Source organism: Xenorhabdus siamensis (assembly GCF_037996745.1).
Classification (GTDB): Bacteria; Pseudomonadota; Gammaproteobacteria; order Enterobacterales; family Enterobacteriaceae; genus Xenorhabdus; species Xenorhabdus indica.
This window is the reverse complement of record NZ_JBBMXE010000009.1, coordinates 204,244-228,597: the sequence shown is the minus strand read 5'-3', so window position 1 is coordinate 228,597 and position 24,354 is coordinate 204,244. Positions and strand designations below refer to the sequence as shown.

Sequence of the window (24,354 nt, the reverse complement as noted above, 5' to 3'; positions counted from 1 at the left end):
CAATAGATTTCTGGCGGCATCACTTCCATAAAGTAATAGTATGAAAAATAATACTATTTATCCGTCATTCCGCACCTAATTCAGGAATAAACCGCTTTATATTGTGAGCCTAATAAACTCAATAGCTCATGGTGGTAAGATTGCATTCCTGTCACCATTTTATGTTCTTGAAATTCAAAGGGGCTGATCCCTTCAAAGGCCAGAAACACTCAACGCGCGGTGGGGGATTGTGTCGGTTTGTTTTTCATATCAGGGAAAAACGGCATACTTTGTTTCAATTCATGGCGAATTTTATGCTCCAGTGCTGCATAGACCATGAGACAATCTGTCATCACCATTAACAGCGCTTCTATCCGTTGCAAATTGAGTGCGCCTATGATGTTGAAGCGGGTACGGCTGCCTGTAGTTTCGACCACTTGACATGCTCTCTTCCGCGTTTCATCCAACCATAACTTAATTTTGTGGTCTGAGTAGGATGCCTGGCATCAATAAACAAAATAGGCTCATGTTGGCCACATTCAGCTTTCAGCGCGTTGTAGGTCTCAACAAACTGTTACTGTTTATCCGCATCGAAGTTATGAGGCGTCCCCATCGGCATCTTGTTTGTAGCTGAACCCCTGACGGTAGAGCCATTTTGTCATCCCGGCCACAGTGAAAGTCACCTACCAGTGCGTCTAGACACAAGCAACAATTTGCGCGGTATTCAGGACAATCCCTTGTGAGATCTTTCAGTTCTCCTGCCGATATTGAAGCCATTTACCGCTTCAATCGTAATCAATCTGTTTCTCTTCAGGCCATTGCTAACGCAGGTTTTGCTGCCATAGAGGCACACGCTAATGCCTATGATTGCCTACTGGCCTTAGAAGACACCACGTCTCTGGCATTTTTCCCCATAACATCATGGTGTCTGATTAAGAGACAGGAATTCAACGGATTTCTAAAACATTATTTAATGCTTTGCACCCAACTCTGCATCCGGTGAAGCGGAATTGCCATGCCGACAACGCGGCAGGAGAATAAATCTATCACAGTTGCCAGATAGCACCAGCCGTCATGAATTCGAATATACGTAATATCACTACACCACTGAAGATTCGGGGTTTCGGGCGAAAACTGCTGCTTTAACAGGTGGGGGAGGCCGGCGCCGCTTCCCCTACCGAACGAAGATGTACTCCCGAAATTCAGTGCATCGGCATCAATTCAAGAGTGTGTTTTTGGCCTAATGTTAGATGAATCTCCATAAGAATTAAGCATGTTTTGAATGAAGAATCAAACATTGTCAATGACGATTGATATATTAATACGGTGCCTTTATGCATGTGTTTAAATTACATCTATAAAAATAAAATTCATTTAATATCAATAAAATAATGTATGTAGCCTCTTCGAAATGAGCGAAAACCTATACATATTTAGACAACTAAGTAATAGTTAAATTAAATACATGGTTAGTAAAACTCAATTTATGATTTAAATAAAATCGCTTTATATTTAAATATTATATGTGATATGTTAATTTTTAATTTACAACAATTAGTTAGTTTTTTATCGAAAAAATAAAAAAACAAGAAATTACTCTGCTATACAAAGTAATTTATACGCTAAACCAATATGAATTTAATTCTATAAAAAAATTTACTTATGTTATTTAAAGTGACAAATACAACTAAAATTAATTTTTTAATTTAATTGTTTTAAAAAGAGATGAGACAATGGAAAAAGTTATTGTTCTAGATATCATTGGGATTGGCTTTGGTCCTTCAAATATATCTTTAGCTATAGTATTAGAAGAAGAGTTTCCAAATTTAAAAGCAATATTTTTCGAGCAAGAAGAAACTTCACAATGGCAAGCGGGGCTTTTATTAGATAATTCCGACATACAAAATCACCCACTGAGGGATTTAGCAACCCCACGTAATCCAAGAAGTTACTATTCATTCACCAATTATTTATTTGAAAAAGGAAGGTTATTCGAACATCTGAATTTAGGGCTTCATTTTCCATATCGATATGAATATAAAGATTATATTAAATGGGCTGCCGATCACTTTGAACATCAGGTAAAGTATGCAACCAGAGTAATCTCAATTGAAATCCTCCGCCATGAAATCACAGGGGAAGATATCATTGAAGTAACAACCGATAAAAACGGAAAATACAGATGTAAAAACCTCATTATAGGAACGGGGAGGACACCTTACATTCCAGATATTTTATCAAGACTGGAAAGTTCTTATATTATTCATGGAGTTAAATTTAACAAAGTCATTAATCAAATAGAAAAAGGCGAAATAAAAAGCATTGCCGTTGTTGGCGGCAGCCAGTCAGCTATTGAGATATTAGTCTACTTATCAGAACGATTCCCTCATCTGAAGATTCATGGCATTTCCAGAAAGTATGGCTATCGGCTAAAAGATACTTCACCTTTCACCGGAGAAGTATATTTCCCAGAGTTTATTGATATTTTTTATAACAGTACAAGGGAGAATAAGCAACGGATTAAAAATGATTTAAATCTGACAAACTATGCAGCTTCCGATGCGGATGTATTAGATACCCTCTATCGGAATATTTATCGGGATAAATATTTTGGTGATAAAAAAATAACGATACATAATTCTGTTGATTTAAAAAATGCTACGATTGTTGACGGAAAAGTGCAAATAGTTTTGAAGAATGCATATGAAGATGAGAAAACACAAATAATCACTGTTGACTTAGTCGTTTCTGCGACAGGTTTCCGCGATATTGGCGTCGAAGAAAATCAGGAAAAATACCCCAAAATTTTACAATTGATAAAATCACATTTATTTAATACTGAATCGGATGAAATAAAAATAAATCGAGATTATCGGATAGGTTTTACCGAAGAGAAAAAACTCAATATATACCTTAATGGATTATGTGAAACCTCTCATGGTATGGGAGATGCAGGCTCTATCAGTCTAAATGCCTTTTCAAAATGGTAGGAGTATCAAAGAAACTCAGTCCAATTTTTGCGAATTTTGATTTTCCACAAACAAAAAAGCAAAAAGAAGGACTGAGTTATGCCTATCCTACCACCAATCTCCCGTAATGAACGGCGCCTGATGAAAAAAACGGCACAAAAAACACGTAATAAACAGTACAGCATTCGCATTCTGGCCATTCTTATGGCTTATCAGGGAAAATCGGTCTGCCAAATCGCTGAAGCGCTTTGCGCCGCAGAATCTTCCGTATGGCGCTGGATAAAACGTTTCAAAACTGACGGCTGGATAGGGTTACAAAGTCAGCCTGCGGGACGTCCTCGCCGATGGAACTTAACCTGCCTCCTTCCTTTAATCACCTATTTGTTGACGCTTTCTCCCCAGCAGTTCAAATATATCCGCTCTCGTTGGAGTCTTGAACTTTTTGTCATACAAATCAAAAAAATAGCTAATGTGAAAATTTCAATCAGTACACTTTACCGGTTCTTTTGTCAAAATAAGATCGTTTGGCGGCGGGCTGCCCCGACATTAAACCTGCCTGATCCGGAGTATGAAGAGAAAATGGTGCGTATTAATCAGGCATTATTGCAGGCTTCAAGCGAAAATCCGGTGTTTTATGAAGATGAAGTGGATATCCACTTTAACCCCAAGATGGGTTCAGACTGGTGTTTCAGGGGCCAGCAAAAACGGATTATTACTCCGGGCCAAAATCAAAAATATTACTTTGCGGGTTGTTATCATGTCCAAACCCGAGAAATCGTTTATACCGGTTACGGAAGAAAAAACTCTCAATTATTTATCAATATGTTAGAAAAGTTAAAAGCCCATTATCGTCACGCAAAAACACTGACAATTATTTTAGACAACTACAGAATCCATACCAGTCGGCTAGTTGAAGATTGGTTGTCACAAAATCCAACGGTAACGCTGTTATTTCTTCCGGTATATTCGCCTTGGTTGAATAAAATAGAACGGTTATGGCATTCATTGCATGAAACGGTCACACGAAATCATTGTTGCCAGTACATGTGGCAATTGATCAAAAAAATTAAGATCTTTTTGAATACAGCCTCAGCAAGTAGCTGGAAAGGAATAGGAAATATGGAAGTCTCATAATTATGAAAAGGTATTTAGTTTCATTAAGATCTCAGGAAATTATTAAATCTATTGTACGTCACAAAGGCTAACCAGAATCATTACCAATATTTGATAAAACAGGTCAATAAAAATGGAAAAAATAATCATTAAAACAGATATTCCTGGGCCAAGATCAAAACTCGCTTTACAAAAACAGGCTCAGTGGGAATCAGATGCAATATATTATCCGAAAAAGTTACCCATCGCTTTAGACAGAGCCAGTGGTCCTTACGTACAGGATGTTGATGGCAACGTATTTATCGATTTTCTGTTAGGAGCTGGCTCATTGCCATTGGGGCATTCCCATCCAGAGTTAGTTGATGAAACTTATCAGCAGGCGAAAAAATTATGTCTTGGTTTAGATTTTCCTACCCCTATAAAAGAAGCGTTTACGGAAGCACATTTTAGTATGTTGCCTGAAAAACTACGTGAATCGCATAAGCTGCATTTTTGCGGGCCTACAGGCGCTGATGCTATAGAGGCGGCAATTAAATTAGCAAAAGCATCAACGGGCCATCAGGAAATTATCAGTTTCAGAGGCGGATATCATGGTTGTACGATCGGCGCTTTATCGCTGACAGGTAATCGGCAGATGAAGAAAATTTTTTCGGGGTTAATGCCGGGAGTACATTTTTTTCCGTTCGGTTCAGAATCACAATCTCTATCCAGTTGGGTGATGAACTCACAGCAGATTGATGCAGGACTATTTCTGGAAACGGCATTAAGAGATGCAAATTCAGGTCTTGGAAATATTGCCGCTATTATTCTGGAGTTAGTGCAGGGGGAAGGTGGCCTTTACGTTGCTGAAAAATCTTTTGTATCTAAAGTTTATCAACTAACAAGAGAATTCAACATTCCTCTGATTATTGATGAAGTTCAGACGGGATGCGGCAGAACCGGAACCTGGTATGCGTTTGAGCAATATAATATAGAACCTGATATTTTTGTCACATCGAAAGGTACTAGTGGAATAGGGCTTCCTTCAGCATTAATGTTTTATAAAAAAACGCTTAAAAATTGGGTAGCAGGAAATCATATCGGTACATTCAGAGGAAACCAACTTGCATTTAGTGCCGGTGTAAAAGCGATTCAAATAATTAAGAAGGAAAATATCTTAGATAATGTGAAAAAAATGTCTTCAATTATCATTGAAAAATTGAAAACATTGAAAATTAATTTCCCATTCCTTGGTGAAATTCGCGGAAAAGGTCTGATGTTAGGGGTGGAGATATTAGATCCCGAATTGAAACAGGCCGACGGAAAAGGTGCCAGAGAGATACAAAAACTCGCACTGCAAAATGGGCTTATTACCGAACTCGGTGGCCGTGGTGATACTGTGCTTCGGTTATTACCGCCATTAAACATTAATATCAAAACCCTGGATGAAGCACTGCAAATTCTTGAGAAAACATTTACTTCTTATAATAAATTAACTCACAAAAAGGGATAATGTCATGACCGTCTTACGAAAAATGAACTGGAATGAATTAAAACACGAATATGATCTTGACGGTTCAAGACTATTGCCTTGGGAAGGTTTACAATCTCCATTTGGTGGTGCCTGGTGTATTGTGCGGGCAGGGACAACTAGCCGCTTGCATGCACACGATGAATTTGAAATGTTTATTGCAATAGAGGGAACAGCTCAGATCAAAGTGGGTAATGATATTTATATGGCAAGTAAAGGTGATCTGATCCGCATTCCATTAGATTTTGAGCATCATGTCATTAATAACAGTAATCAGGATTTCCACTTTTATTCAATATGGTGGAGTCAGGATAGTGCGTCAAAATTTTTGGCAGAAATGAAGGTATAATATGTCATGAATAGCTTTATAGTCACTATAACACCGCCAACACCTAATGGAGATCTCCATGTAGGACATATAGCAGGGCCATTTTTAAATGCAGATATTTTTTCCAGAGCACAAAAAATACAAGGGGCAAAAAGTTATCTTATTTCATATTCAGATGATTACCAATCCTATCTTGAAAGAAAAGCATTGGAAACAGGCCATTCAGCTTCAAAATTAGCAAAAGAAAATGCGAGAAAAATTAATGAATCATTAAAATTAATTGATATCAATTTAGATAATTGGCTTGAATCATATGAAAATCAATATTTCATCAATGAGGTCAGTAAGATATTTGAAAATGCAAGAAATAAAAACTTAATTGCATTCAAAAAAAGTCTTGAACCTTATTGTAGTGATTCGGAAAGATGGGGTTATGAAGCATTTGCAAGAGGCGAATGTAACCATTGTGGGCACAGTTCTGACGCAAGTCAGTGTGAATCTTGTGCCATGCCGCCTGATGCACAGGAAATGAGAAATCTGAAAAATGTGTTTACTGGAAAAGAGGTGATTTTCAAAGAAATACAAAGAGCATACTTCCTGCTGTCAAAAATACAGAATGCATTAAAGGAACGTATTTTGTCCTCTCCAATGAGAAAATCATTGAGAGAGTGGGTTGAAAATATATTTCGTAAGGGTTTAAAAGATTGGGGAATTTCCAGGCCCTATGAATCCGGATTACTGTTAAATTCCAATGAAGAACACCGTGTCCATACATGGTTTATGGGATTAGCTGGGTACTTGGCAACCTTAAAAGAATTATCGCAATTGCGTCACTCTCAGGAACAGATAGAAAATAATATAAATGATACTGATGGTATTTATGATCTGATAAAAGATGAAAATACTTATATGGTGCATTTTCTGGGCATGGATTGCTCATACAGCCATGTGATCGGATATACAGCGCTAGCAATGTCCAATCCTGATTTCAAATATAAAAATGCTTACTATACCAATGCATTTTTGAAATTAGGTGATGAGGATTTTTCCACAAGCAGGGGGAATGCTATTTGGATTAGGGATTTGGCAAATAAAGCATGTCCAGACAGTATTCGTCTATACATATCACTCATATCGCCGGAGGAAACGACGGAAAAATTCGATATAGAGAGCTTTTGGGTATGGAGGAGAGATGTATTTATTAATGTTATAGTCAGAATGGTATTGCAAATTCAGGAAAAATTAATACTGCCAGAAAAAAAATACCATGTATTTAACTCTCTTAATTATGAGGGCATCGTAAAAAAATGGAAAGAGTACTCATCTGTTAATCATTTTTCGGCAAAGAAAATCGCGAATCTGTTAATGGATACAATCAAATTAATTAACAAACAGTTGGAAAAAGGATCTATAGATATAAAGCTGGTTACATTGTTTGCATTGATTTCTGAACCAGTTATACCACGATTATCTTCTAAGCTAAAAAAGATGATGTCCATTAAAGATATTGAAGAGTTCTATTCTTTATTGAAAGCAAGTTAATCTGAGATAAAAAATGAATAAACCCATAAATATAATAATCGTGGGCGGTGGAATTATCGGGGCTACTATTGCTGCAACCTTTGTACAGGACAGGCATAACATTTCGCTTATCGACATGGGGGCCGTTGGAAACAATGGCTCCACCAGATATTCAGGTGCATTGTTCCGTGTTCACGATCCAGATATTGAAATTGCGAAACTGACAAAAAGAAGTGTTGATTTAATGAAATCCACTTATGTAGGAGCAATATTTTCTCATTCATTGAATAAATCAGGGATTATTTATGCGGTAAGAAAAAACAAGGACAACCTTGATTTAATAAACAGAAGCATTAATCAATTTTCTGACGCATCATATCCGATGAATATTATTGATTCTGATAAAGCATTTGAATTTACCAATGGCATTTATTCAAAAAATATTACCAGAGAGATTTTATTTGAGTCTAAAGGTGGATATGGTGATATAAGAAAAACCACACGAGATTTAGCATATTATATTAAAAAAGAAGGAAATTTAGTTCTTGAAAACACCAGGGTTTTAAAAATAGGCAGCCACGTCGGTTCCGCATTTGTTGATTTGGGGGGTGAAAAAATAGAGGCAGATTATGTAATCCTTGCTACAGGAGCCTGGGCAAAACAATTATCTGATAATTTACTAATTGACACAAAAAGTATTCCACTTGGAAATATTAAAGCGCCGAATAGTACTTGTATACCAGTTATTGATACACAATCGGGAACACATCTTGTTCCTCTCAGTGGTAATTTTTATCAAGCAGGTTCAAAAGTGAGGCACTCAGCAATCACGCCAGAACAATTAGGTGATTTTACTGAGGAGGCAAAAACAGATGTACGCGAAAGACTCGGAAAATTTGGTATCGATTGTGATAACACAAACATCATATCAATTGTTTCGGGTTATGATTCCTATACTCCAGATGGCAGGCCAATTATAGATTTTGTCGATTCTCATAAGCGCTTATTTACGGCAACTGGGTTTTGTGGGATTGGTTACAAAATTGCTCTTGCAGTGGCGGAACTAACAGTAAATCAAATCTATTTGAATAACTGCTTGAATGATTCTTTTATTGGCATGAAAGATAAAAATATATTTTCGCTCAGCCGATTCACAGAGTTATAGGAGTAAAAAATAATGGCAAAATTTCGTTGTGCTATTTCAGCTATTTTGGATGAAAAAAAATCTGTACATACTAAGACGGTATTTCGGGCTTTAGATGTATTTAAAGAATCGTTTACATCAGATGAGATTGAATTCATTTTATGTGAAGACTTTGGTTCTCAAGATGGAGGTGCTAAAGTAGCACAATATATTGTTAGGCAGGGAATTGATTGTGTTATCGGACACTATTCAAGCAATTCTGCTCTAGGGGCAGTAGATATTTATGCTGAAAATAATATTCCGTTGTTGCTCCCTGCCGCAACTGACGATTCTCTGACAAGAGGGAGAGAAAACACTTTCAGGATTCCACCTAGTAACAAAAATATTGTCAATACGCTTTGCTCTTTTTTAAAAATTAGGGGCATACGGATATCCGAAGTCATTGCAGACGCTAATTTATATTGTGAAAATTACAAAGAAAAAATAAAAATCACCATTGAGAGAGAATTCGATGAAGGATATCAATATAACATTGATGCCTTAATATATATAGGCACTGCTGATAAAACAGAAAGTTTTATCTTTGATAGAGAGAAAAATAATGACATAAGAATATTTATTATTACTGATGACGCTGCCAATCAATATTTAAAACTTCCTGATAATATTGCTTCTGAAAAAGTAATGGGTATAGGCCTGTCGCCTCTTCAGTTAACGAATCCATCATCAAGCTATTTGTTGAAATACAAAAGGAAATATAATGAAAACCCCGGTGTTTTCTTCAAGGAAACATTAATTGCTTTGGAGATTGTTAATTATCTGAAAAATAAAAATGATAATTTATTGACAATCTTAAATAATGAAATCATTCCCACCACATTAGGCACGGTTAGCTTCACTAAAGGGGAAAATAAAGAAAACAATCTATGCTTATGGATTAATAGGAGAAACAAATCAATACCGGATACACTTTTTCATTTTAAAACAAGGGATTAATATGAAATACAATTCAAATTTTGTCGATATAATAAATATTGGTGCTGGACCTGCTGGCTTAGCATTCGCTTGTATGTTTGATGAAGAAATTAAAAAAAATAAAATAAATTTCATTGGGAAATTTATTTGTTTGGAAAAATATAGAAATAGTGAATGGCATCCGAATCTACTGTTGCAAAATACAGATATTAATCATCATGTTTATCGTGATCTTGTTACCCCACGTAATCCACAAAGTCCGTATAGTTTTGCGATGTATTTAAAGGAAAATAACAGACTATTTAAATTTGGCTTATTAGGTAGGCCAGCAAGCCGTGTTGAATGGTCAGATTATATGAAATGGGCGGCTCAAAAACTAAGCAAATATATAGAATACAATAGGGTGGTTGATTATATTCAGCCTGTTTTAAAAGAAGGAGTCTTAACCAGCATGATAATTGGCGGTAATGGTTTTGAATTTGAAACTAGAAAAATAATACTATCGAATGGTTCAACACCATATATTCCAACGGTATTTAATAAATTTATCGGTGATAGGATTTTTCATACCTCTTCTTACCTTAAAAATTTACAAAATATGAAGCACAACTTGCCGAAACGATGGCTGGTATTGGGGTCGGGACAAAGTGCTGGGGAAGTTGTGATGGATTTAATCGGGAAACATTCTGATATTCATGTTACTTCATTACACCGTTCTATCGGATTTAAAATTGCTCAACAGGGGCAATTTCCAAACTTAGCTTTTTTACCAGAATATACAGATTATTACCGAACTCTGTCTCCGAATAAAAAAGTCGCATTTTTCCAAGACATCAAAGGGACAAACTATTCTGGAATTGATGTGGATGAAAGTCAGCAACTGTACTCGGCGATTTATGAAGATGAGATATTGGGTAGAGAAAGGATCACAATGGAAGTCAATTCGGAAATTAATTCTTTAGACTACATAAATAATGAATATGTTATGGTGATCCAAGATAAATTTACCGGTGTGAAAAAGAGCCTTTTCTTCGATGCTTGTGTCATTGGTACAGGGTACTTTCAGCCAAAAATTCCGGCACTACTTAATCACATGGAAGCATTTTTGGAAAAAGATTACAATGGTGATCTGTTAATTGATGATGAATATCGGATAGCCCTTTCTGGCAAGCCAGATGTTTTTATCTATATTAATGGGTTATCAGAACGCACACATGGTATCAGTAATGCGCAGTCATTTTCTGCTGTAGCATTGCGGGCAGAACAGATCTATCAATCAATAGAGAAACATAATGTTCTTCCTGATAACTATTTTATTTAATGATTAAAAGAAGGTAGATATGAATGAAAATACCAGAGGAAATACCTCTATAAAAAATTCTGTTATTGACTCTTTTTTTCCTGATCCTCATGTGAGGGCTAAAATAATTAATTACGTCAATGAATCGATTAATCATCACCTGATAAATTTAGATGAGGCAAAAGTCAGTCCTGTTTTATCTAAAAATGAGATTAGTGAAATAATATCAAAATATGATTTTAGTAAAGAGACCACACCGGAAGTTGTATTGAGTGACATCTTTGAATTACTGAATAATGGCATCGTGCATGTTACAAGCCCAAATTATTTTGGGCTGTTTAATCCAACCTCTTCTTTTTGGGGAGGTATTGCTGAAACCATAACTTCAATATATAACCCGCAACTGGCAGCATGGAGCCATGCTCCTGCTTGTGTTGATATTGAAAATAAAATAATTAACTATTTTGGTATTACAGTCGGTTATAATGCCAACGAGGTAAACGGTGCCTTTACCTATGGTGGTGCTGAAGCTAATTTCACTTCCCTTATTTGTGCATTAGTTAAAAAATTCCCAAACTATACAAGTACAGGTTTATCAGGAATAAATGGTAATCCGGTGTTCTACATTTCGAGTGATAGCCACTTAGCATGGCTTAAAATCGCGGTTCAAGCAGGTTTAGGAAAAAATTCGGTACGACTTATCGCTGTAGATAGAAATGGAAAAATGGATATTCAGGAATTAAAATTTGCGATTAAAAAAGATAAATCGAATGGAGAACAACCATTTTTTGTCTCTGCTACCGCAGGAACGACAAATGCAGGAACTATTGATCCGCTTGATGATATTGCTGATATTTGTAAAGAATATGATTTATATTACCATGTTGATGCAGCATGGGCCGGGGCAATATTATTCAGCGATAACTATAAACATCTTTTAAAAGGCATTGAGCACAGTGATTCAATAACAATAGATGCCCACAAATGGTTAGCTGCTCCTATGGGGACCGGTATGTTTATTTCTTCCTGTCCGGGTGTTCTTAATACAGCTTTTGCTGTCTCAACAAATTATATGCCGGGCAAACATGAAGATAATCTTGATCCATATACTAATTCTGTTCAGTGGTCACGTAAATTTAATGGCTTGAAGCTATTCATCCCTATGGCAATATTGAGCCATGCTGGGTTCAGAAACATGATTGAATATCAAATTAATTTAGGAAAATATCTCAAGCAACAATTGATCAACGATAATTGGGAAATCATTAATCTTTCAGAGTTGCCTATTGCATGTTTTACCGATAGAGATGGCTACGATCCAGAAAAAATTCTGGAAGCTATTTTAATAGAAAATAATCATTGGCTATCAATAACCAGTTATGCAGGTAGAAAAACATTACGCGCGTGCATCACCAGCTTTCGGACAACTAAAGAGAATATTGACAAACTCATTTCCAGCTTAAACCAAGCAAGGCAATTCGAAAGAGTGAAATGAATGGTGTGATGGGTAAAACTGTACTGATCTTGTGGGTGAAAGTCTCACCGTAGAAAGGATAAACCAGACCACTACATAGCGAGTCTTGTGTTTTCGGAGGTAACAAAGGAGGTGAAGCGCAGACAGCGAAACATTCGAGCCGAAACCAAAGGGTGAACGTGATAGCACTGACATACATCTAATTGTATGTGTGCTGATAGTTTCGTCCAGCTAGCAGGTAGCAGCTTCTGAAGGATCATACTAGCAAATATCCTTTCAGGAGCACACACCGGAGCCGCAGGCGTCGACAAGTTTGTAGAGAACAATGTGGAATCCAGTAAATCCTAATATTTATCAAAGGATTGAGTATTTCAGGCACAAGTGCTAAACACAAGAACGCATCCCAACCCTTTAGCCCTCGGCACAGTGCAGGAATTGAGAGATAGTGGGCAATGAGGTTATTATTGGTGCAGGCGCAAAAATTTTAGGAAATATAAATATTGGAGATAATGTACTTATCGCAGCAGGGGCTATTGTAGTAACAGATATTCCCCCATTTACTACGGCGGTAGGTATCCCTGCAAGAATATTAAAATCACATAGAAACTCGATTCAGTAATAATTAAATGAAGAATTAAATACAAATTAGTGCCTTGTCCTTTGGCACTATTTCTTTACAAGATATTTGCTTCTTCTTTTATCCAATCAATAAATGCCTTAACTTCTAAGCGATTTATTGCTTCCGGTAAAGTTACTGCATAATAGGCAAATTGGGAAGGCCAGGGCCTATCAATAACTTGAATTAACCGACCGGCACGGATTTCCTCTTCAGCATATTCTTGCGCTATCAGAGCAATTCCCTGACCGGCAACAGCGGCGCGGATCAGCAAAACATCGTCCTCAAAACAAGATCCTCGTTCAGCGCGCTCATCAACAGGAGTACCTAGTGCGCTTAGCCACAAACGCCAGTCTGAACGATTGGAATCTTGCAATAACGGATAATTAAGACAATCTAATGGTTCATTAATTGGTTGGTTTTCTTTTATTAATGAATGACTTGCTACGGGTATTAAAATTGGAACCATTAACTGCGCAACATATAATTCAGGGTAATTTCCAAGCCCGTGGCGAAGTGCTATATCAATTTTGTCCCGTTTTAAATCGCTTAAATTAGGTGATGTCCGGATTTTTATTTCAATTTGCGGGTATTGTTTCTTAAAATTACCTAGACGTGGAACAAGCCAGCAAGCTGCAAATGTGGATATGGTATCTATTGTCAACGTTTGCCTTGATTTAGACTTTTCTAATTTAGTATAAGCCGTTTCAAGATGTTCGAATGCACTAAGTAGTAATGGATAAACATTTTCTCCAGCCTCGGTCATTCGCACACCATGTCTTTCACGTGTAAATAGTTCAATACCTACTCGTTTTTCCAGCAATCGAATTTGCTGGCTGATAGCACCTGGAGTGACATTTAAGGAATGTGCGGCTGCCTTGATGCTCTTGCTTTGACCAACTTCAACAAAAGCGCGCAACGCAAGCAATGGGAGTGATTTGGCCATAATTTAATTTTTCTAAACTCTTGAGGTAAAAAATATCGTTTCACGTTTTCAATAAAAACGTGGATTATTCAACAATAATAACATCGAAGGTACTACTAATAATATTTAATTTCAAGGCTAATTCAAATGATTATCACGTATAAAATATTTTATTTTTAATACTGAATAGATTTACAAATAAGATCTTTTCATTATTTAAAAAATTTCAAATTGAAACTAATTTATTTGAGATAATTACCAGTATGACATCAGAGCAAAAAAAGCGATAACTGCTATAGTTTTTATAGCATATATCCTAATTTAAGGTTACTCACATTTTACCATAACCTATGCTCAGCCAAGCAGGAAAATTCAATGATTAGCTTGTATACAGATAGCTCTCCTAACGGATTTAAAATTACGATTGCTCTGGAGGAGTTTAATCTTCCTTATATATTAAAACATGTTCAGATCGATAAAGGTGAAAATTTATTGCCCGAATTTTTACAACTTAATCCTCACGGCCGTATACCTGTTTTAACGGATAGTGACACAAATACGACTATTTTCGAATCTGCGGCAATTCTTCTTTATCTAGCGAATAAGACGGATAAATTACTCCCTTATGAATTCAATGCCCGTTGGCAGGCGATTCAATGGTTGATTTTTCATGCGTCCAGCGTTGGGCCTATTATTGGGCAAAGAGTTTATTTTGAGATTTTTGATTCTGCTAAAAATACAGAGGCTACAGAACGATACAAAAAACTCACTGATCAAGCTTTTGCAACAATGAATAATCATTTAGCAAAAAATGCATATTTTGGAGGAAAAGAGTACTCAATAGCGGATATAGCCAATTTTGGCTGGACCCATATAGCACGCATTATCGATTTTGATTTTCATCACCATAAGCACCTAAGCGAATGGCATGACAGAATAGCAACCAGACCAGCAGTGCAGCGTGGAATTTCAATTCCTGAACCTGCTACTGGCCCCTAAAATAGAATATGGAAAAAGAAAAATGAACCAAATGACATCTGTGCATTCAAATACGGCACATAGTGCGCCATCACATCTTTTCTCTGACCATGCCGGTTATCAACGAATGTTTCGTCAGAATGAACTGACAATTGGGGTTTTTATGCCTCAGAGATTCTATCAAGGAAATATGCAGGTATTAGAAGGCCAATCAGATTTAGTGAGTCAGGCTGATAAATACGGATTTGCAGCAGTGTGGGTCCGTGATGTGCCTTTATTCGATCCTTCATTTGGCGATGCTGGTCAGCTTTTCGATCCATTCACATATTTAGCGTTTCTTAGTGCGAAAACAAAATCTATCGCTTTAGTGACAGGAAGCGCAATTTTCTCGTTACGCCACCCGCTCGATCTTGCTAAGGCCGCCACCACGATTGACAGGCTTTCTGGCGGGCGTTTAGTCCTTGGGATAGCATCTGGTGACAGGCCGATTGAATTCCCAGCATATGGAATCGAATATGACCAACGTGGCAAACGTTTTGCCGAAGCTGTCATTTATTTTCGTCAGTTAATGAAGGAAGGTTATCTCAACATTCATTCTCTTCTCGGTAATTTTGATGGAGCTGAATTTCTTCCCAAACCTACTTTTGGCGCAATCCCACTTATTGTGACTGGTTCTTCACGTCAACCTTTGGATTGGATAGCAGAGCATGCCGATGGTTGGCTAACATATCCTGAATCAACTTATAACAAATCAGGCCCATTAAGGTTAGCTGAAAAAATTAAGGCTTGGAGGCGTTTGATTCCTAACAACGAATTTCGCCCACATATGACAAATGAGTGGATTGATTTAGCCGATGATCCAAATTACCCAAGAACGCCATTACGTGGTGGTTACATACTAAAAACGGGACGAAATGGCCTTATTGCATTGCTGGAAGAATGGAAGGATGCCGGCGTAAACCATGCTGCAATAGGAGTACATTTTTCGGAAAGACCGGCACCAGAAGTACTGCAAGAACTGGCTGAATATGTGCTCCCATATTTCCCTTCTCACACAGAAATACAGCCCGCTAAAGTAAACTGGTAAACGAATTACGAGTGAATACAAAAGATAATAGGATAGAACTATACCGCATTTGAGCAATCAGGCATTGGGATTAAGTGGAAGCAGTCGCGCCGGAACGAAACAGGCGATCTCTGATATCACATTTCAGTATGTTTATCAGAAGGCACTTGAACATGATGCTGGATTTGCTATCACACTGAAGCTAGCCCGCTTGCTGGAGTCACGTTCTCAGGAAGCGGTGCAATGTGGTACTTCATTGAAAAGCTGGCGGAAACAGTTAGCGTAAATTCGATTTTAAAAAGACTTATCGTTGTGGGGTAAATTAGTGACCCCACAACGCCTTTCTCTTGTTTCACTTCTTACTTGTCCCTAGGGGCTGTTGACGTTTTGTGAAGGGAATTTGAACGGCATGATGATCTGGTATCCTTGTTTTCGCCAAAAAACCGTTACCTTGAGAACCTCATGCCGAGAACTATGTTACCAGCTCTTTTGTGGAATAAGCTATTTTTATTCATGCAACAAAATGGACTTGTCTACAACAAAGAAGAACACTGACTCACTCTCGAAGGCATCCTTTACCGTATGAAAACAGGTATTCCATGGCGTGAATTGCCTGATGAATTTGGCAAATGGAACACGGTCTTTAGACGTTTTAATGCTTGGTCAAAAAAAGGCATTTTTGGTTTTTTATTCAAAATGCCGATAAGGGTTACGATAGCGAAGCCTTCAGGGAAGCCATCAAACGAGAAGGGGCGACACCGGTCATTCCGTACCGGAAAAACAGCCGAAAATCGGATAAGCAGATTGATAACGGTTTATACCGTTATCGTCATTTAGTGGAAAATGAGTTTGCGAGAATCAAACATTTTCGTGCAATAGCAACAAGATACGATAAATTAGTACAAAATTACGCCAGTATGTTGACACTGGCGTTTATCATCGTCTGGCTACCCATGTGGACAGAATGAATAATGAATGCAAAACGTCAACAAGCCCTAATAAAAATAATTCTAATAAATGAATATCTTATATTATCAGAAAAGCGTTTTGTTTTTGTAATGACGATCATTAATATGAAAAAGGCTTCAGGATATTGTGATGCAAGGAGAATATCGGCATCGGTTGGTGGCTTTAGTGAGCAGGATAATGAAACGATTGAGGTGAAGGAAGGTTTTGACGGTTTTAGTAATTTATTGAAAAAAGAAAGGTTTTTGGGTTCAAAAAATAATCAATAAGAAAACATTTCCAACTGGATAATTTGGGTTCAGAATGGTATGAAATGTCACCATTCATGAAATGTTAATAAAAAATGGCTTATTGCCATTATTTCAGCTTTCAATTTCGGCGTACTGCGTTTATTATGCGCGCTTCGTAATTTCAACCGGCGCCACTGGCTTTGAGCTTCAGCGGAGAAATGATGTCTCCTGCTAGCTGACACAGTCTTTTCCCGTGGCGGTTCTATCTGCATTATTCCAAGGGATAGATGATAGCATAAATGACTGAGAATACCTCTCTGATACCGCTCGTTGAACTAAAAGCCTTGAGTAAGGGCTTCGACGGCAAACAAGTTATTTCACAGCTCGATCTGACAATCAATGATGGCGAGTTCTTGACCATTCTTGGGCCATCCGGTTGTGGCAAAACCACAGTACTTCGTCTGATTGCCGGGCTGGAAGATGCCGACAGCGGCAAAATTTTACTGGAAGGGCAGGATATTACCGATATTCCGGCGGAGCATCGTCACGTTAATACGGTCTTCCAGAGTTATGCCCTGTTCCCCCACATGACCGTATTTGAAAATGTTGCCTTTGGGCTACGTATGCAAAAAACACCGGAAAAAGAGATTGCTCCGCGTGTTGAAGAAGCATTACGCATGGTTCAGCTTGAAGAGTTTGCTCAGCGTAAACCTGCTCAGCTTTCCGGCGGGCAGCAGCAACGTGTGGCGATTGCCCGTGCGGTTGTTAACAAACCGAAGGTTCTTCTGCTGGATGAATCGCTGTCGGCGCTCGATTATAAGCTGCGTAAGCAGATGCAGAACGAGTTGAAAGCGCTCCAGCGTAAACTGGGTATCACCTTTATTTTCGTGACGCATGATCAGGAAGAAGCGCTGGTGATGTCTGACCGTATTGTGGTTATGCGTGATGGACGTATTGAACAGGATGGCACACCCAGAGAGATCTATGAAGAGCCGAAGAATCTGTTTGTTGCCCGTTTTATTGGTGAAATCAATATCTTTGATGCCAAAGTGTTGCATCGTGTTGATGAGCAACGCATACGCGCTGACGTGGAAGGCCATGAATGTGACATCTTCACGCCTCTGTCAGTAACTGCCGGACAAACGTTGAAGGTACTGCTACGCCCGGAAGATTTGCGTGTAGAGGAGATCAACAATGGTGAGCAGGTATCAGGTCTGATTGGTTATGTCCGTGAACGTAACTACAAAGGCATGACGCTGGATTCCGTGGTTGAGATGGAAAACGGCAAAATGGTTATGGTGAGTGAGTTCTTCAATGAAGATGATCCCGATGTTGACCATTCCTTGAATCAGAAGATTGCTGTCACTTGGGTAGAAAGCTGGGAGGTTGTGCTGGTCGATGAAGAAGACGCGTAAACTATTCCAGAATATTGTCATTACAGGCATGGTTTTTTGGCTGATGCTGTTTGTTTTTCTGCCGAATTTGATGATTATCGGAACCAGCTTTCTGACTCGTGATGATGCTAATCTGGTGCAGATGGTTTTTTCGCTGGATAACTATACCCGCTTGTTCGATCCGCTATACGCCGAGGTGCTGATACACTCGCTGAATATGGCTATCGTTGCAACGTTGTGTTGTCTGGTGATTGGTTATCCATTTGCCTTTTTTATGGCGCGGATGCCGAAAAAGCTGCGCCCGCTGCTATTGTTCCTGCTTATCCTGCCATTCTGGACGAATTCTTTAATTCGTATTTATGGTTTGAAGATGTTTCTCAGTACCCGCGGTTATATGAATGATTTTCTGCTGTGGACTGGGATTATCGATAAACCGCTGCGCCTTATGTATACCCCCGAAGCTGTGGTGTTGGGTCTGGTTTATATTCTACTGCCATTTATGGTGATGCCTCTCTATTCCAGCATTGAGAAGCTGGATAAATCTTGTCTGGAAGCGGCACGTGATCTGGGAGCAGGGAAATTGCCGACTTTTGTCCGCATCATCATACCGCTGACTATGCCGGGTATTATTGCTGGCTGCCTGTTAGTGCTGCTGCCTGCGATGGGGCTGTTCTATGTGGCTGATCTGATGGGGGGGGCGAAAAACCTGTTGATCGGTAATGTGATTAAAAGTCAGTTCCTCAACATTCGCGACTGGCCGTTTGGTGCGGCAACCAGTATTTGTCTGACGCTGGTTATGGGGTTGATGTTATGGATTTACTATCGTGCGGCTAAGCTGCTGAACAAGAAGGTGGAACTGGAATGATCGGACGCCTGTTGCGCGGTGGTTTTATGACCATCGTTTACGCTTACCTGTATATCCCGATTATTATTCTGCTGGTAAGTTCGTTTAACCAGTCACGCTTTGGCATTAGTTGGCAGGGGTTCACGACAGAGTGGTACAGTCTGTTATTCAGTAATGACAGCCTGTTGCAAGCCGCAGGGCATTCTCTGACAATGGCGATTGTTTCTGCCACATTTGCCACAATGATTGGTTCATTAACCGCGGTTGCCCTGTATCGTTATTCATTCCGTGGCAAAAAGTTTGTTAGCGGTATGCTGTTTGTGGTGATGATGTCGCCGGATATTGTGATGGCGATTTCGTTGCTGGTGCTGTTCATGCTGCTGGGCGTTTCACTGGGATTCTGGTCACTCCTGTTTTCTCACATCACTTTTTGTTTACCGTTTGTGGTGGTAACTGTCTATTCTCGTCTGAAAGATTTTGATGTCAAAATGCTGGAAGCAGCCCGCGATTTGGGAGCAAGTGAACTGACTATCCTGCGTAAGATCATCCTGCCGCTGGCGATGCCGGCAGTCATGGCGGGATGGTTGCTGAGTTTTACCCTGTCGATGGATGATGTAGTTGTTTCTTCATTTGTGACGGGGCCGAGTTATGAAATCCTGCCGCTTAAGATTTATTCAATGGTAAAAGTGGGAGTTTCACCGGAAGTAAACGCATTAGCTGCTATTTTATTGGCTATGTCACTGGTATTAGTGCTGATTAGCCAATTTGTGATGCGTGATCGTACAGGGAAGTCTTAACTTTAATTTAAGCGTAGTCACAAGTTGGCTGCGCTCTTACTTCACTAATAACCTCATTTTTATCCCAATTAACCAGAATTTCTTTCCCAATCTCCAATTTAACAAGGAATAAGTGGCTTTACCCCATGAAATGACGCTCTTATAATAGCCATTTTTTTGGGGTAGGTTCATGTCGAACCTGCTATATACGGTAATAACGCGATAATTACGCACCAACTGCGGGGAAACACTACATGAAAAACAGCATGAAAAAGTGGTTCTATCTGTTAGCCGCTGGGATGATGGCATTAAGCATTGGTTCGGTGAATGCTGCTGTCGCTGATGATGGCAAAACACTCTATTTCTACAACTGGACTGAATATGTTCCGCCTGGTCTGCTCAACCAGTTCACTAAAGAAACTGGGATCAAGGTGATTTATTCCACCTATGAATCTAATGAGAGTATGTATACCAAGCTGAAGACTTATAAAGATGGGGCTTATGATTTAGTTGTGCCATCCACTTATTTTATCTCCAAAATGAGTAAAGAAGGGATGTTGCAAAAAATCGATACAAGCAAACTCAGCAACTTCCATAATCTTGATCCTAATCTGCTGCATAAGTCTTTTGATCCGAAAAACGAATATTCCATCCCTTATATTTGGGGAGCGACTGCTATTGGTGTCAACAGCGACAGTATCGATCCCAAAACCATTACTTCCTGGGCTGATTTCTGGAAGCCTGAGTATAAAAATAGTTTGGTATTGACGGATGATGCTCGTGAAGTTTTCCAGATCGCGCTGTTAAAACTGGGCTACTCCGGTAATACAACCGATCCGAAAGAAATTGAGGCGGCGTATAATGAACTGCAAAAGCTAATGCCCAATGTACTGGCATTCAATTCTGATAACCCTGCTAATCCTTTTATGGAAGGTGAAGTTGATGTCGGCATGATGTGGACAGGTTCTGCTTATGTTGCGCGTCAGGCTGGAACACCTATCGATATTATCTGGCCGAAAGAAGGCGGAATTTTTTGGATGGATAGTCTAGCTATTCCGGCAAATGCTAAGAATGTCGATGGCGCGATGAAGCTGATTAACTTCCTGCTGCGCCCTGAGATTGCGGCGCAGGTTGCCGAAAAAATTGGCTACCCGACACCCAATCTGGCTGCGAAGAAACTGCTGCCAGCGGCTGTGTCAGGGGATAAGTCACTGTATCCTGATGAAGCAGTGATCCAAAAAGGGGAATGGCAGAGCGACGTTGGCAATGCTAATGTCCTGTATGAAAACTATTTCCAAAAACTGAAAGCGGGTCAGTGATCTGAGATTTAATGAGAATGAAAGGGAGTGTCTGGCTCCCTTTTTAATTCTTGAGAATTACTGTTTAAAGACCTAGTTAACCTGAATTCTGGATAAGAAATTGACGAGAGGCCTGTTCCAGGAGCAAAGTTTTGGTGAAAGCCTAAAACGACTCCGGGGAGGAACAGGCCATGGACAAGTTAGTTGAAATTTTCTGCGATGTCGACGACTTTTGTCGTCTTTTCATCCCCCAGTGGGCGCAGTTTTGTCTCGATAACGGATACCGCCTGCGCCGCAGACAAGGCCGCATGTATCCCAGTGAAATCATGACAATTTTAATCCTCTTTCAGCGGTCGCATTACCGTGATTTTAAAAACTTTTATTTGGAGCATATCTGGCAATACCATCACCGCGACTTCCCCTCCTTGCTCAGTTATACCCGTTTTATCAGCGTTGCCCCGTCCGTTTTGGTCCCCTTATCCAGTTATCTGACTCAATTAAAAGGAAAACCGACAGGCATTGCTTTTATCGACTCCACGAGTTTGCGCGTTTGTCATAACATCCGTATTCCTCGTCATAAGGTCTTTCAGGGCATAGCGCAACGCGGAAAAACCTCAATGGGATGGTTCTATGGGTTCAAATTACACCTGATTATTAACCATCTGGGCGAAATTTTAGCGCTTAAAGTGACCCCGGGTAATGTGGATGATAGGGAGCCTGTACGCGAATTATCAAAAGATCTCACGGGTTCTCTTTACGGCGACAAAGGATATCTGAGTCAGGAATTGGCGGATGATTTAGCTAAAACGGATATCACCTTTATCACGAAAAAGCGCCGCAACATGAAAGCGCTTGCACTGGCTGAGTGGGATAAGGTTATGCTTAAAAAGCGTTTTATCATTGAAACGATTAATGGACAATTAAAAAACGGCTCTCAATTAGAACATTCTCGTCACCGAAGTATAACCGGTTTTTTGTTAACCATTTTAACGGGATTGATTGCTTACTGCCTTAAAGAGAAAAAGCCATCACTGAAAATTTTCTACTCAGAAGAAGATATTTCAGTAATAGCTTAAGCGGAATTGGGGTTAGTTACGATGCCAGTTAATGAAGCTTTCCAAGAGGTAATAGTCTCTGTTTTGAGGAAGTAATATTGGCTGTTTTGCAAAATTCCAGAAAAGTTGCTTAACCATCGGGCCACCATTAATACTTTCTGAAACCAGTAACTGCATATTATCGTCAATACTGATAGACCCCATATCGAATGCAGAATGGTGTAATGAACATAAGGCAAGCCCGTTGTTTATGGTACATGGTCCACCATATTGCTTCCATTTGATGTGTGCGGCTTCCAGACCAACAGGTGTATCGTCATGCCGTAGGTTGTAGCCACATATTGCACACTCGTAGTTATAGACGCGCAGTATCTGCTGACGGAAATGGGGATCACGCAGTCGCCAGAAAAGTAAGGTGGGATAGTGATTTTTACGTCTTGGACCAAAATGATTAAGGAGATTCAGTAATGGCTGGTGGATCTCCTCTCCATAATCAAACAGTCGTTCATGGCCTTTCTGGTATTGAGAGAGGACATACAACAACAATAACGGCTTATGTGGGGCACGTTGATCCCCTTTGCGCCATACAGAAAGGTTTGAGATCGCAACTTGTAGTTCTTTGATTGTAGGCATGTAAGTTGTTTGATTAAGGGATAAAGGTATAGGTATAAAGGTATTGCGATCATGCTCGCAAAAGTGGTGAAGGGCAAGGTGTTAGTTGAATGAGTAATACTATCTGGTATTCGATGGAACTAAGACAAATCAAGCAATGTATATCTCATTTCCTGAGCAGGGAATAAACTTCCACCGTATAGACAAAGGCTGGTTTTGACCAGCCTTATTATTTAGATTCGCTACTTTTTCAATTCAAAGCCCTGCGCGCGTATCAATTGGTTCATTGATTTCAAATCAGCCATTAGATCATCGACATTGTTACTCAACAAATTTTGGTGCATTTCACTAAACGCAACACTCATTTCCTGCAAGCTCTGTATGGTCAATAAATTAGCTTCTTGGAATTGAGAGCTGCTAGCCTGATGTTGTTTGAGTGTTGCGAAAGATTCCACGGCATTCTTAATCATAGGTAAGTAGCGGTTAAGAAATGTTGTTCCCTGTGGGATATCCCGTTCATCTTCTTTCATACAATCAATGATTGCTCGAGTTTTTTCTTCTATTTTCCCAAGATATGGCCACATTTCGTCCGAAACATTAGGCTGGTAGGCCATGATTAAAGCTAATTGATGATAATATTCTCTAAACGCATCTGATGTATTTTCTTTTTCCTGCTCATGGTTTTTGACGATTGTTTTTCTTGTAGTCTCTTCTGCTGCACTTTTTATCTCATCCTCAACTTTTTTTATTTCTTCATTGAGTTTTCTTTGCTCAAAATTACAGGCTACAAAAAGTAGAGCAGCATAAGTGATACAGAACCAGATTGGAAATAGTTGAAAATATTGTATCAATGCTGATACGAGTATAAGACATCCTATTATCAATAGAACAAACCGCCCACCTTTTACTGATTGCTTACCAATAGATTTGATAAGCAACATAGCAAGACCTGTAAGTAGAATGAACAAAGGTAATAAGTTAGCAAACGTACACAATATTAACAGTAATACGATAATGAAAGATTGCCGAACATTGGAACTATGCTCATTACGAGGAGGCCAAAGAGCAACCATGCCAATATAATTAGAGAGAACAATGAGTCCTTTAATAGATGAGCTATGAATCCCTTCCCAAAGTTTCCAATTCGTTGTTATACCAATGACTATAGAGCTAGTAAACAGCCCTATAAAATGAATTAACAAACGCTTAATAAATGCTTTTATGGTATCCACAATAAAGCCATTCCTTAAAAGCCTTCCCGTAAGAGGAAAGCTCTTATTT

At 39.0% G+C, this 24,354-nt stretch carries 21 protein-coding genes and 6 pseudogenes; 21 read left to right on the top strand and 6 right to left on the bottom strand.

Annotated features, from left to right (window positions below):
- Positions 1–80 precede the first annotated feature (80 nt).
- Positions 81–359 (bottom strand): annotated as a pseudogene (locus AAC852_RS10155) (IS1634 family transposase); the annotation flags it as partial.
- A pseudogene (locus tag AAC852_RS10150) lies at positions 351–662 on the bottom strand (winged helix-turn-helix domain-containing protein); the annotation flags it as partial. The pseudogenes AAC852_RS10155 and AAC852_RS10150, both read right to left, overlap by 9 nt.
- Positions 663–694: 32 nt before the next feature.
- Here AAC852_RS10150 and AAC852_RS10145 point away from each other — a divergent pair.
- Positions 695–886, top strand: a pseudogene (locus AAC852_RS10145) (transposase DNA-binding-containing protein); the annotation flags it as partial.
- Positions 887–945: 59 nt separating this feature from the next.
- Here AAC852_RS10145 and AAC852_RS19990 read toward each other — a convergent pair.
- Positions 946–1,059, bottom strand: coding sequence for a hypothetical protein (locus AAC852_RS19990; protein ID WP_422824283.1), 114 nt, complete (start codon positions 1,057–1,059; stop codon positions 946–948).
- A 653-nt stretch (positions 1,060–1,712) separates the two neighbouring features.
- Between AAC852_RS19990 and AAC852_RS10135 the strand changes: the two genes are divergently transcribed.
- The 10 genes and pseudogenes from AAC852_RS10135 to cysE form a co-directional block, all read left to right on the top strand.
- On the top strand, positions 1,713–2,969 hold the full coding sequence (locus AAC852_RS10135; RefSeq protein ID WP_340620925.1) for a SidA/IucD/PvdA family monooxygenase: 1,257 nt from the start codon (positions 1,713–1,715) through the stop codon (positions 2,967–2,969).
- 78 nt (positions 2,970–3,047) lie between these two features.
- Positions 3,048–4,082, top strand: a complete 1,035-nt coding sequence (locus AAC852_RS10130) for an IS630 family transposase (protein ID WP_340620924.1) — start codon at positions 3,048–3,050, stop codon at positions 4,080–4,082.
- A gap of 112 nt (positions 4,083–4,194) precedes the next feature.
- Positions 4,195–5,553: an aspartate aminotransferase family protein gene (locus tag AAC852_RS10125; RefSeq protein ID WP_340620923.1), complete on the top strand. Its 1,359-nt coding sequence runs from the start codon at positions 4,195–4,197 to the stop codon at positions 5,551–5,553.
- Positions 5,554–5,557: 4 nt separating this feature from the next.
- Positions 5,558–5,920 (top strand): cupin domain-containing protein, encoded by a 363-nt coding sequence (locus AAC852_RS10120; RefSeq protein ID WP_340620922.1) that lies wholly within the window; start codon positions 5,558–5,560, stop codon positions 5,918–5,920.
- A 6-nt stretch (positions 5,921–5,926) separates the two neighbouring features.
- Positions 5,927–7,441, top strand: a complete 1,515-nt coding sequence (locus AAC852_RS10115; RefSeq protein ID WP_340620921.1) for a methionine--tRNA ligase — start codon at positions 5,927–5,929, stop codon at positions 7,439–7,441.
- A 13-nt stretch (positions 7,442–7,454) separates the two neighbouring features.
- A complete protein-coding gene (locus AAC852_RS10110; protein ID WP_340620920.1) occupies positions 7,455–8,585 on the top strand; it encodes an NAD(P)/FAD-dependent oxidoreductase in 1,131 nt (376 codons plus the stop codon).
- 12 nt (positions 8,586–8,597) lie between these two features.
- The gene (locus tag AAC852_RS10105) at positions 8,598–9,560 is read left to right on the top strand and encodes an ABC transporter substrate-binding protein (RefSeq protein WP_340620919.1); all 963 of its coding nucleotides are present in this window, start codon (positions 8,598–8,600) and stop codon (positions 9,558–9,560) included.
- Position 9,561: 1 nt separating this feature from the next.
- Positions 9,562–10,860 (top strand): SidA/IucD/PvdA family monooxygenase, encoded by a 1,299-nt coding sequence (locus AAC852_RS10100; RefSeq protein ID WP_340620918.1) that lies wholly within the window; start codon positions 9,562–9,564, stop codon positions 10,858–10,860.
- Between the two features lie 19 nt (positions 10,861–10,879).
- Entirely contained in the window at positions 10,880–12,334 is a 1,455-nt protein-coding gene (locus AAC852_RS10095; RefSeq protein WP_340620917.1) for a pyridoxal phosphate-dependent decarboxylase family protein, read from the top strand.
- Between the two features lie 421 nt (positions 12,335–12,755).
- Positions 12,756–12,905 (top strand): annotated as a pseudogene (cysE, locus tag AAC852_RS10090) (serine O-acetyltransferase); the annotation flags it as partial.
- An 82-nt stretch (positions 12,906–12,987) separates the two neighbouring features.
- On the opposite strand, the gene AAC852_RS10085 reads toward cysE, so the two are convergent.
- Positions 12,988–13,875: a LysR substrate-binding domain-containing protein gene (locus AAC852_RS10085; protein ID WP_340620916.1), complete on the bottom strand. Its 888-nt coding sequence runs from the start codon at positions 13,873–13,875 to the stop codon at positions 12,988–12,990.
- Positions 13,876–14,229: 354 nt separating this feature from the next.
- Between AAC852_RS10085 and AAC852_RS10080 the strand changes: the two genes are divergently transcribed.
- The 10 genes and pseudogenes from AAC852_RS10080 to AAC852_RS10035 all read left to right on the top strand — a co-directional run bounded on the left by AAC852_RS10080 (position 14,230) and on the right by AAC852_RS10035 (position 22,482).
- A complete protein-coding gene (locus AAC852_RS10080) occupies positions 14,230–14,853 on the top strand; it encodes a glutathione S-transferase family protein (RefSeq protein WP_340620915.1) in 624 nt (207 codons plus the stop codon).
- Positions 14,854–14,875: 22 nt separating this feature from the next.
- Complete coding sequence (locus tag AAC852_RS10075) at positions 14,876–15,919, top strand: LLM class oxidoreductase (RefSeq protein WP_340620914.1); 1,044 nt, start codon at positions 14,876–14,878, stop codon at positions 15,917–15,919.
- A 37-nt stretch (positions 15,920–15,956) separates the two neighbouring features.
- Positions 15,957–16,178 (top strand): annotated as a pseudogene (locus AAC852_RS10070) (integrase domain-containing protein); the annotation flags it as partial.
- Between the two features lie 182 nt (positions 16,179–16,360).
- A pseudogene (locus AAC852_RS10065) lies at positions 16,361–16,866 on the top strand (transposase).
- A 3-nt stretch (positions 16,867–16,869) separates the two neighbouring features.
- Positions 16,870–17,133 carry a hypothetical protein gene (locus tag AAC852_RS10060; RefSeq protein WP_340620913.1) on the top strand — a complete coding sequence of 88 codons (264 nt, stop codon included), beginning with the start codon at positions 16,870–16,872 and terminating at the stop codon, positions 17,131–17,133.
- A 260-nt stretch (positions 17,134–17,393) separates the two neighbouring features.
- Positions 17,394–18,509, top strand: a complete 1,116-nt coding sequence (gene potA, locus AAC852_RS10055) for a spermidine/putrescine ABC transporter ATP-binding protein PotA (RefSeq protein ID WP_340620912.1) — start codon at positions 17,394–17,396, stop codon at positions 18,507–18,509.
- A complete protein-coding gene (gene potB, locus AAC852_RS10050) occupies positions 18,493–19,353 on the top strand; it encodes a spermidine/putrescine ABC transporter permease PotB (RefSeq protein ID WP_340620911.1) in 861 nt (286 codons plus the stop codon). The genes potA and potB overlap by 17 nt, the downstream gene beginning before the upstream one ends.
- Positions 19,350–20,129, top strand: coding sequence for a spermidine/putrescine ABC transporter permease PotC (gene potC / locus AAC852_RS10045; RefSeq protein ID WP_340620910.1), 780 nt, complete (start codon positions 19,350–19,352; stop codon positions 20,127–20,129). Before potB ends, potC begins: the two co-directional genes overlap by 4 nt.
- Positions 20,130–20,374: 245 nt before the next feature.
- Entirely contained in the window at positions 20,375–21,427 is a 1,053-nt protein-coding gene (potD, locus tag AAC852_RS10040; RefSeq protein WP_340620966.1) for a spermidine/putrescine ABC transporter substrate-binding protein PotD, read from the top strand.
- A gap of 170 nt (positions 21,428–21,597) precedes the next feature.
- Positions 21,598–22,482, top strand: a complete 885-nt coding sequence (locus tag AAC852_RS10035) for an IS982 family transposase (protein WP_340619422.1) — start codon at positions 21,598–21,600, stop codon at positions 22,480–22,482.
- Between the two features lie 12 nt (positions 22,483–22,494).
- Here AAC852_RS10035 and AAC852_RS10030 read toward each other — a convergent pair whose 3' ends face one another.
- Positions 22,495–23,094: a phosphorothioated DNA-binding restriction endonuclease gene (locus AAC852_RS10030; protein ID WP_340620909.1), complete on the bottom strand. Its 600-nt coding sequence runs from the start codon at positions 23,092–23,094 to the stop codon at positions 22,495–22,497.
- A 221-nt stretch (positions 23,095–23,315) separates the two neighbouring features.
- Positions 23,316–24,305, bottom strand: a complete 990-nt coding sequence (locus AAC852_RS10025) for a 5-bromo-4-chloroindolyl phosphate hydrolysis family protein (protein WP_340620908.1) — start codon at positions 24,303–24,305, stop codon at positions 23,316–23,318.
- Between the last annotated feature and the right edge of the window lie 49 nt (positions 24,306–24,354).